Here is a 9,435-nt window from a genome sequence, read left to right as displayed (position 1 = left end):
GGAAGAAGCTCTCCCGAGCCCCGCCCCGATCTCCAGCGGCTTCGCAAGCCTAGACCCTCGCGATCCAGGACGCAAGTCCTGAGCCGGAGGCTCCCACCTCCTCCGCGATCCGTCTGCTGGTGGGTCCGTACGAGGACGCGCACCTGCCATGACGCTTCGTGGTGTGAGGTGGCCGCCGGTCCCGGTCCCACGTCTCAGGGCTGCTGCCCCGCCGTGGTGTCCCGTTCGCTGGCGACTCAGAGAACATTAGACGGGGCGCACCAGCAGCGCAAACCGAGGACGGGTGGTCTGCGTCACAGCCGCTCCGGCGCGCTCGGCGGCCCCTCGGAGCCGTCCCGCCCGGTGTCTGCGGCCCGGTGGCGGGGACGCCGTGGGCCACAATGGCGCCCATGTCCCTGGAGAGCGGCGAGACCAGCGGTCCCTACGTCGAGCGGAGCCGGGAGGACTGGGCCCAGCTGGCGCGCAGCACCCCGATGACCCTGGACGAGGAGACCCTCTCCCGGCTGCGGGGCATGAACGACCCGACGAGCCTGCGCGAGGTCGTCGAGGTCTACCTGCCGCTGACGCGTCTGCTCAGCGAGTACTTCCGCAACTTCGGCGACCTCTACCGCTCCACCCACGACTTCCTGCGCCTGTCGGTGGAGCGGACGCCGTTCGTCATCGGCGTGGCCGGCTCGGTGGCGGTCGGCAAGTCCACCACGGCGCGGCTGCTCAAGGAGCTGCTGTCGCGGTGGCCGCAGCACCCGCACGTGGAGCTGGTCACCACCGACGGGTTCCTCTTCCCCAACGCCGAGCTCGAGCGGCGCAACGCGCTGCACCGCAAGGGCTTCCCCGAGTCCTACGACCGACGAGCCCTGCTCCGGTTCGTGATGGACGTCAAGAGCGGCAAGCCGGAGGTGTCGGCCCCCGTCTACAGCCATCTCAGCTACGACATCGTCCCCGACCGGCGCATCGTGGTGAACCAGCCCGACATCCTCATCGTGGAGGGGCTCAACGTCCTGCAACCGGCCCGCCAGCGCGCCGACGGGACGACCGGCCTGGCCGTCAGCGACTTCTTCGACTTCTCCGTCTACGTCGACGCCGCACCCGACGACATCAAGAGCTGGTTCCTGCAGCGCTTCGCAACCCTGCGGGAGACCGCCTTCCGCAACCCGGAGTCCTTCTTCCGCCGCTTCGCCGAGATGAGCGAGACCGAGGCGATGCGCTACGCCGACCGGGTGTGGGACACCATCAACGGGCCGAACCTGATGATGAACATCCGCCCCACCCGCGGACGGGCCACCGCGATCCTGCGCAAGGGCGCCAACCACGAGGTGCGCTGGGTGCGGATCCGCAAGGTGTGAGCGCGCGGGCGGCTCAGACGCCGTGCCACTGCGGGAGCAGGGCGGCCACCGACTCCAGCACGTCGCGGCGCCCGGCGTAGACGCCGGAGGTCCGCGGCCAGTGGGTGACCAGGTCGGTGAAGCCCAGCCCCGCGGCACGGTCGACCATCTCGGTGAAGGTCCCGACGTCGGACAGCGCGTAGACGGCGGTGTCCAGGCTGAGGTAGCGGCGCGGGTCCTGCCCCGTCTCGGCGCACAGCCGGTCCAGCATCGACGACAGCTCGGCCACCGAGGCCCACCACTCCTCGGGGTCGTCGCCCCGGCGCCCGGTGGTCACCCAGCCGGAGTCGGGCTGCCCGGACCCGAAGCGCAGCGCCAGCCGCAGCGAGCGGGGGCCGTTGGCCGCCATCACGAACGGGACGTCGGCCGCGTCGGTCGGCAGGGTGCGGGCGTCCACGGCGGTGTAGTACTCACCGCGGTGCGAGACGTGGTCGTGCTGCAGCAGCTCGCTGAGCAGGGTGGTGAACTCGACGAGGCGGTCGACCCGCCGGCGCGGCGGCAGCGGCTCGTCGCCGAGCACCCGGTCGTCGGGTGACCCGCCTGCCCCCAGCCCGAGCAGCAGCCGTCCGGCGGAGACGTCGTGCAGGCTCAGCACCTCGCGCACGAAGGCGGCGGGGTGGCGGTAGTTCGGCGAGACGACGAAGGTGCCCAGCCGGATGCGGCTGGTGACCAGCGCGGCCGCGGTGAGCGTCGGCACCGTGCCGTACCAGGAAACGTCCGGCAGACCGCCCCAGCTGAGGTGGTCGTAGGTCCAGGCGTGGTCGAAGCCGAGCTCCTCGGCCGCCCGCCACAGCGGCTCGGCCGTGCGCCAGGGGTGCTCGGGGAGGATGGTGATGCCGAACCGCACGCCGTCCTCCCCCAGCCCGCTCGGGTCAGCGCCCGAGCGTGGTGCGGACGACCCCGGCCAGCGACTCCGCCACCTGCTGGGCGTGCTCGTAGCTCTGGGCCTCGACCATCACCCGCACCAGCGACTCGGTGCCCGAGGGGCGCAGCAGCACCCGTCCGCCCGACCCGAGCTCGGCCGAGGCCTGCTCGACCGCGGCCAGCAGCTCGGGGTGGGTGCCGGCCTGGGACTTGTCGACGTCGTTGACGTTGACCAGCACCTGCGGCAACCGGGTCATCACCTTGGCGAGCTCGGCCAGCGACCGGCCGCTGCTGGCCATCCGGGCCATCAGGTGCAGCGCGGTGAGGGCGCCGTCGCCGGTGGTGGCGTACTGGGAGAGCACCACGTGACCCGACTGCTCGCCGCCGAGGGCGAAGCCGCCGCGGTTCATCGCCTCCAGGACGTAGCGGTCACCGACCTTGGTCTGGACCACCTGGATGCCGTGGTCGCGCATCGCGTTGACGAAGCCGAGGTTGCTCATCACGGTGGCCACCACGGTGTCGCCGGTCAGCGTCCCGGCCTCCTTCATGGCCAGCGCCAGCACGGCCAGGATCTGGTCGCCGTCGACCAGGTCGCCCTGGGCGTCGACGGCCAGGCAGCGGTCGGCGTCGCCGTCGAGGGCGATGCCCAGGTCGGCGCCGTGCTGCACGACCGCGCGGCGGAGGTCGTCCATGTGGGTGGAGCCGCAGTTGTCGTTGATGTTGACGCCGTCGGGCTCGGCGTGGATGGCCACCACCGTGGCGCCCTGGGTCTCGAAGGCGGCGACGGCCGTCATCGAGGCCGCGCCGTTCGCGCAGTCGACCACCACCGTGATGCCCTCGAGGCTGACCGCGGCCTCGTCGCCCTGCGGGCCGTTGAGACTGCCCACCAGGTGGGCGACGTAGCCCTCGATCAGGGCGGTGTCGTCGACGACCCGGCCGACGCCGGCACCGGTGGGCCGCTGCCAGGGCTCACGCAGCCGGGCCTCGATGGTGTCCTCGACCTGGTCGTCGAGCTTGACCCCGCCGCGGGCGAAGAACTTGATGCCGTTGTCGGGCATCGGGTTGTGGCTGGCGGAGATCATCACGCCGAGGTCGGCACGGACGTCCCCGGTCAGCCAGGCGACCCCCGGCGTGGGCACCACGCCGAGCCGCACCACGTCCACGCCGGCGCTGGCCAGCCCGGCGACCACGGCGGCCTCGAGGAACTCCCCCGAGGCGCGCGGGTCGCGGCCGACCAGGGCACGCGGACGGCCGCCCCGGAACTCCCCCGCCTCGCCCAGCACGTGGGCGGCGGCGACGGAGAGCTCCAGGGCGACCTCGGCGGTCAGATCGTGGTTCGCCCGCCCCCGCACCCCGTCGGTGCCGAAGAGACGCCCCACGCCGATCAGCGCTTGCTGTACTGCGGAGCCTTGCGGGCCTTCTTCAGACCGGCCTTCTTGCGCTCCTTGATCCGCGCGTCGCGGGTGAGCATGCCGGCCTTCTTCAGCGCCGGGCGGCTGGCCTCGGCGTCGACGGCGTTCAGCGCGCGGGCCACGCCGAGGCGCAGCGCGCCGGCCTGGCCGGTCACGCCGCCGCCGTGCAGGCGGGCGATGACGTCGTAGGAGCCCTCGACACCGGCGGTGATGAAGGGCTCGGAGACGATCTGCTGGTGCACCTTGTTCGGGAAGTAGCTGTCCAGGGTGCGGCCGTTGATCGTCCACTGGCCGGAGCCGGGGACGATGCGCACGCGGGCGATGGCCTCCTTGCGGCGGCCGGTGGCCGCGCCGGGAGCCACCACGGCGGCGCGCCCGGTGGAGGACGCCTGCTGGCCGGGGCCCGTGCCGCTCTCGGAGCGGTAGGCGATCTCGCGGTCGCCCTCGTTGAAGGGCGTCGTCTCGACGGTCTCGTCAGCGATCTCAGTCACGGTCTGGTCCTCGGTGCTCGCGGTGCTCACTGGTCGACCGACGGAGCGGTCTGGGAGATCTGGGTGATCTGGTAGTCGGCCGGCTGCTGGGCCTTGTGCGGGTGCTCGGGGCCCGCGTAGACCTTCAGCTTGCGCAGCTGCTGCCGGCTCAGCTTGTTCTTGGGGAGCATGCCCCACACCGCCGCCTCGACGGCGCGGCGCGGGTCCTTCTTCAGCAGCTCGCCGTAGCTGACCGCCGACAGGCCGCCGGGACGGCCGGAGTGGCGGTAGGCCATCTTGTCCGTCCGCTTGTTGCCGGTCAGGGCGATCTTGGCGGCGTTGACGATCACCACGAAGTCCCCGCCGTCGACGTGCGGTGCGTAGGTCGGCTTGTGCTTACCGCGCAGCAGGGTGGCGGCCGACACGGCCAGGCGACCCAGCACGACGTCTTCGGCATCGATGACATGCCATTCCCTGGTCACCTCGCCAGGCTTCGGGCTGTACGTAGACACGCTCGTGGACCATCTTCCGTAGTGTTGCCGCCGACCGTCGGCCAGCGTCTGGAACTGACATCTGTGGACTGCGCCGGGCGCCGCCACCGGGCCGGTCGGCCACCTGGACAGCAGTCCTGGCGGGCCGTGACCACACAGCGGGCACACCTCAGCGCAACAGCGGCTCAGACTACTCGCCGACCCCCCGCGGGTCAAAACCGGCGAGCGGGCCCGTCCGCGCACCGGGCCCCCGGCCGGGGGGCGGGATTCGCCCGCCCCCTGAGCAGCCCCTATCTTGACCCCATGACCGACTCACTCACGATTCGCGACAACCGGACTGGTGAAGAGCACGAGATCGAGATCGTCGACGGCACCATCCGCGCGTCCGACCTGAAGAAGGTGGGCGGTCTCGCCACCTACGACCCCGGGTTCGTCAACACGGCCTCGTGCCGCAGCGCCGTCACCTACATCGACGGCGACAAGGGTGTCCTGGAGTACCGGGGCTACCCCATCGAGCAGCTGGCCGAGCACTCCACCTTCCTGGAGGTGTCGTACCTGCTGCTGAACGGCGAGCTGCCGACGTCGGACCAGCTCGGGCAGTGGACGCACGACGTGACGCACCACACGTTCCTGCACGAGAACATCAAGAGCCTGATGACCGGGTTCCGCTACGACGCGCACCCGATGGGCATGCTGATGTCGTCGGTGAGCGCGCTGAGCACCTTCTACCCCGACGCCCGCGACATCGCCGACCCGGACAACCGGTACCTGCAGATCACGCGGATGATCGCCAAGATGCCGACGATCGGCGCCTTCGCCTACCGCCACAGCCAGGGCAAGCCGTACGTGTACCCCAACAACGAGCTGTCCTACTGCGCCAACTTCCTGTCGATGCTGTTCAAGATGAGCGAGCCGGCGTACGCGGCCGACGAGCGGCTGGTCAAGGCGCTGGAGGTGCTGTTCATCCTGCACGCCGACCACGAGCAGAACTGCTCGACCAACGCGGTGCGCTCGGTGGGCTCCTCGCAGGTCGACCCCTACTCCGCGGTGGCGGCGGGGATCGGCGCCCTCTACGGCCCGCTGCACGGCGGCGCCAACGAGGCGGTGCTGAAGATGCTGCGGCGGATCGGCACCACCGACAACATCCCGGGCTTCATCGAGGGGGTGAAGGCGGGCAAGGAGAAGCTGATGGGCTTCGGGCACCGGGTCTACAAGAACTACGACCCGCGCGCCACCATCATCAAGAAGGCCTGCGACGACGTCTTCGCCGTGACCGGGGTCAACCCGCTGCTGAAGATCGCCCAGGAGCTGGAGAAGATCGCCCTCGAGGACGAGTACTTCGTCTCGCGCAAGCTCTACCCGAACGTGGACTTCTACTCCGGGCTGATCTACGAGGCCCTGCAGTTCCCGCCGGAGATGTTCACCGTGCTCTTCGCCATCGGGCGCACCCCGGGGTGGCTGGCCCAGTGGCAGGAGCTGGTGGTGGACAAGGAGCAGAAGATCGCCCGTCCGAAGCAGATCTACACCGGGCACCGCACCCGCGACTTCGTACCGATGTCGCAGCGCTGAGCACCGCCGAGGGGCGGACCTCCCAGAGGTCCGCCCCTTCGTCGTCCCCGGGGGCTGCGCGACCCCTGCCGACGGATGTCACAGTTTGGTAACGTCGCACCGGCAGCCCTCGCCAGCGCAGGTTCTGCCGTCCGAGGATCGACAGCACGAGCACGACCCCTTTCGCGCCGACCCCGCAGCGGGCCGTCTGCGGCCGACCGTGCCCCTACCCCCAGGCACCTCGAGACCGAGACACCTCGGAACCGAGGCACCTCGAACTCAGAGAAGAGGCATATCCGTGCCGCAACCCACCTCCCACGGCCCGGCGAGCCGGGGCCTCCGACGCGTCCGCACCCCGCTGCTGGCGGGGGCGTCCGTGCTGGCCCTGGTGCTGGGCGGCTCGCTCGCCTCGGTGCCGGGCCCCGCCGCCGCGGAGCCGTCGGCCCCCAACCCCTACGGCCCCGACGACTACTACATCAACTACGCCGCACCCCAGGTCGAGCCCGCGGTGAGCGAGGACGTCGAGGTCGAGGAGGGCGCCCAGGGGTCCCCCGGGGCCGCCCGGGCCGCCGCCGAGACCGCGGCCTTCGAGCGCAAGCACGCGCAGGGCAACCCGCGGGCCGCGGAGGCGCTGGTGGAGGCCGAGCAGAAGGCCGTCAGGACGGGGCAGAACCCGCGCCAGTTCAAGCAGGCGCCGGCCACCCAGGAGGCCCGGCTGCTGACCCTGCTGGTCGAGTACGACGAGGACGTGACCTACGACTGGTCCGGCGTGATGGTGCCCCTCTCGGTCAACGGCGACCGCACCTGCGTGCCGGCCGAGGACGTCCCGGCCGGGCCGACGCACAACAACATCCCGAACCCCGCCGACCACCCCGAGGGCGAGGACAACGTCTCCTTCTGGGTCGAGGACTTCTCCTCCGAGCACTACAACCGGATGCTCTACACCGACGAGGGCATCACCGAGCGGGTCCGTCCCGACCTGACCGGCCCCGACGGCGAGCCCGGCTTCGACATCTCCGGCTACACCATGAAGGCGATGTACGAGGAGATGTCGAAGGGCGCCTACACCGTCACCGGCGAGGCCACCCCGTGGATCCAGCTCGACCACTCCGAGGCCTACTACGCCGCCGACGTCTGCCAGCAGGACGAGGAGGGCAACTGGGACGCCGGCCGGATCCAGGACATGGAGGGCTACCCCGGTAGCGGAGGCCCCCAGCAGATGGCCCTGGACGCGGTGAACAAGCTCCACGAGATGGACCCGGACTTCCCCTGGGCCGACTACGACATCGAGGACCAGGGTGACGTGGACGGCGACGGCGACGTCTACGAGCCGGACGGCGTCATCGACCACCTGGTGCTGGTGCACGCCGGCGCGGACAAGTCCGGCGGCGGCGGCGCCGAGGGCACCTACGCCATCTGGGCGCACAGCTCCGCGCTGGCCGACGCCCCCGAGATCGGCGACACCGGCGTGCGGATCAGCAACTACATCGTCCAGCCCGAGGACTCCGGGGTCGGTGTGTTCGCCCACGAGTACGGCCACGACCTGGGTCTGCCCGACCTCTACGACACCTCCAGCGGCGGCGAGTCCGACGTCGACTTCTGGGACCTGATGAGCTCGGGCAGCCACGCCGGCCCGATCTTCCAGAGCATGCCCACCCACATGGGCCTGTGGGACAAGTGGGTGCTGGGCTGGGTCGACCCGCTGGAGCTCGGCCCCGGGGACCGCCGCCGCACCGTGCAGGTGGGCCAGACCTCCCGGACCCCCCGCGGCAGCGAGGACGGTCTGCTGATCAACCTGCCCAACAAGATCCAGCACCTGGGTGAGCCGCACAGCGGCGACGCCATGTGGTGGAGCGGGCAGGACGGCGACTGGGGCGACTGGACGCTGACCCGCACGATCGACGTGCCGGAGACCGACCCCAAGTTCTGGATGTGGAACGACTACGTCATCGAGGAGGACTGGGACTTCGGCTTCGTCGAGGTGTCCACCGACGGCGGCAGCAGCTGGACCGAGCAGAAGGTGTTCGACAGCTCCGGCGTCGAGGTCTCCACCCCGGAGGGCTACCCCGACCCGAACGGCAACCTCGCCGGCTTCGGCGACAAGCGCTACGGCCTGACCGGGTCCTCCGACGGGTGGCGCCACGACTACGTCGACCTCTCCGGGTACGCCGGCCAGGAGGTCCAGGTCCGGCTGCGGCTGGCCACCGACGCGGCCTACCTGGAGCGCGGCTGGTTCGCCGACGACTTCTCGGTGACCTCCGGCAGCGACGTGGTCTGGAGCGACGACGTCGAGGGCGGGGCCAACGGCTGGGTCCCCGAGGTCGGCACCTTCGTCCCCGGCAGCGATCCCGGCACCGGCTGGAACATCACCGACGGCCAGCTGGAGCGGGCGCAGTACTACCTGGCCGAGTGGCGCAACTACGACGGCTTCGACGAGGGCCTGAAGTACACCTACGACACCACCTACGCCAACTTCGGCCCGTGGAAGGTGGAGCGGGTGGCCTACAACGCCCCCGGCCTGCTGGTCTGGTACCGCGACACCACCTACGGCGACGCCAACCCCGTGCTGGCCACCACCAACGACCTGCCCAGCGTGGGCAGCAAGGGCGGGCTGCTGATCGTCGACAGCCACTTCGACCCGCTGCGCCGCACCGGCGAGGCGGCCGAGAAGGACCCGTCGGTGCTGAACAACCTGCCCTCGCGCCCGCAGTCGTCCAACGCGGCGTTCGGGTCGGCCACCAAGCCGTTCACCGAGTGCCTGGCCGAGGTGCCGGGCGAGGACTGGACCACCGAGTTCTGCACCGACTTCCCGTCGCTGCCGGCGGTGCAGACCTTCGACGACTCCCAGGGCTGGTACCCGGGCATCGAGGTGCGCGGCGACAGCCTGTACTTCCGCGACGTCGACGCCTCGGTCGTGCTGCCCAACGGCGACAACGAGCCGTACCCGGTCCGGGTGGTCGACGCCGACGGCGAGCCGCTGCCCGAGCTCTACGGGCTCGACGTGGGCCTGCCCGTGCCGCTGGGCGACGGCGACCCCACCGAGCCGTACGGCGTCAAGCTCACCGTGGGCAAGACCCGTGCGGACAACTCGATCGCCCAGGTCGTCGTGCAGCCGCCGAAGGCCGACAGCTGAGCGGCTGAGAGCGCAGCGCACCGCAGGGGCGGGTACCGGACGACCGGTGCCCGCCCCTGCGGCGTCCGGGGCCAGCGGGGTCTGCGGCACGAAGGACGCCCGCGGCCCCGATTGACGCCGCTGCTTTATGGCGGT

General features: G+C 71.0%; 7 protein-coding genes. 3 read left to right on the top strand and 4 right to left on the bottom strand.

The window, feature by feature from the left end; all coding sequences use genetic code 11:
• The first annotated feature begins 380 nt into the window (after window positions 1-380).
• Window positions 381-1,343 (top strand): type I pantothenate kinase, encoded by a 963-nt coding sequence (coaA, locus tag GC722_RS12910; RefSeq protein WP_156610804.1) that lies wholly within the window; start codon window positions 381-383, stop codon window positions 1,341-1,343.
• A 13-nt stretch (window positions 1,344-1,356) separates the two neighbouring features.
• On the opposite strand, the gene GC722_RS12905 is transcribed toward coaA, so the two are convergent.
• The 4 genes from GC722_RS12905 to rplM are packed head-to-tail and all read right to left on the bottom strand — an operon-like array spanning window position 1,357 to window position 4,640.
• Entirely contained in the window at window positions 1,357-2,229 is an 873-nt protein-coding gene (locus tag GC722_RS12905) for an LLM class flavin-dependent oxidoreductase (RefSeq protein ID WP_331714789.1), read from the bottom strand.
• A gap of 25 nt (window positions 2,230-2,254) precedes the next feature.
• Entirely contained in the window at window positions 2,255-3,625 is a 1,371-nt protein-coding gene (gene glmM / locus GC722_RS12900) for a phosphoglucosamine mutase (protein ID WP_331714788.1), read from the bottom strand.
• Between the two features lie 5 nt (window positions 3,626-3,630).
• The gene (rpsI, locus tag GC722_RS12895; RefSeq protein WP_408609315.1) at window positions 3,631-4,149 is read right to left on the bottom strand and encodes a 30S ribosomal protein S9; all 519 of its coding nucleotides are present in this window, start codon (window positions 4,147-4,149) and stop codon (window positions 3,631-3,633) included.
• Window positions 4,150-4,175: 26 nt separating this feature from the next.
• Complete coding sequence (gene rplM / locus GC722_RS12890) at window positions 4,176-4,640, bottom strand: 50S ribosomal protein L13 (RefSeq protein ID WP_331714786.1); 465 nt, start codon at window positions 4,638-4,640, stop codon at window positions 4,176-4,178.
• Window positions 4,641-4,922: 282 nt separating this feature from the next.
• Here rplM and GC722_RS12885 point away from each other — a divergent pair, with 282 nt between their 5' ends.
• On the top strand, window positions 4,923-6,188 hold the full coding sequence (locus GC722_RS12885) for a citrate synthase (protein WP_156610801.1): 1,266 nt from the start codon (window positions 4,923-4,925) through the stop codon (window positions 6,186-6,188).
• Between the two features lie 277 nt (window positions 6,189-6,465).
• Window positions 6,466-9,300, top strand: a complete 2,835-nt coding sequence (locus tag GC722_RS12880; RefSeq protein ID WP_197430139.1) for an immune inhibitor A domain-containing protein — start codon at window positions 6,466-6,468, stop codon at window positions 9,298-9,300.
• Window positions 9,301-9,435 lie beyond the last annotated feature (135 nt).

Source organism: Auraticoccus cholistanensis (genome assembly GCF_009742705.1).
GTDB lineage: Bacteria > Actinomycetota > Actinomycetes > Propionibacteriales > Propionibacteriaceae > Auraticoccus > Auraticoccus cholistanensis.
This window is presented reverse-complemented; position numbering and strand designations above follow the sequence as displayed.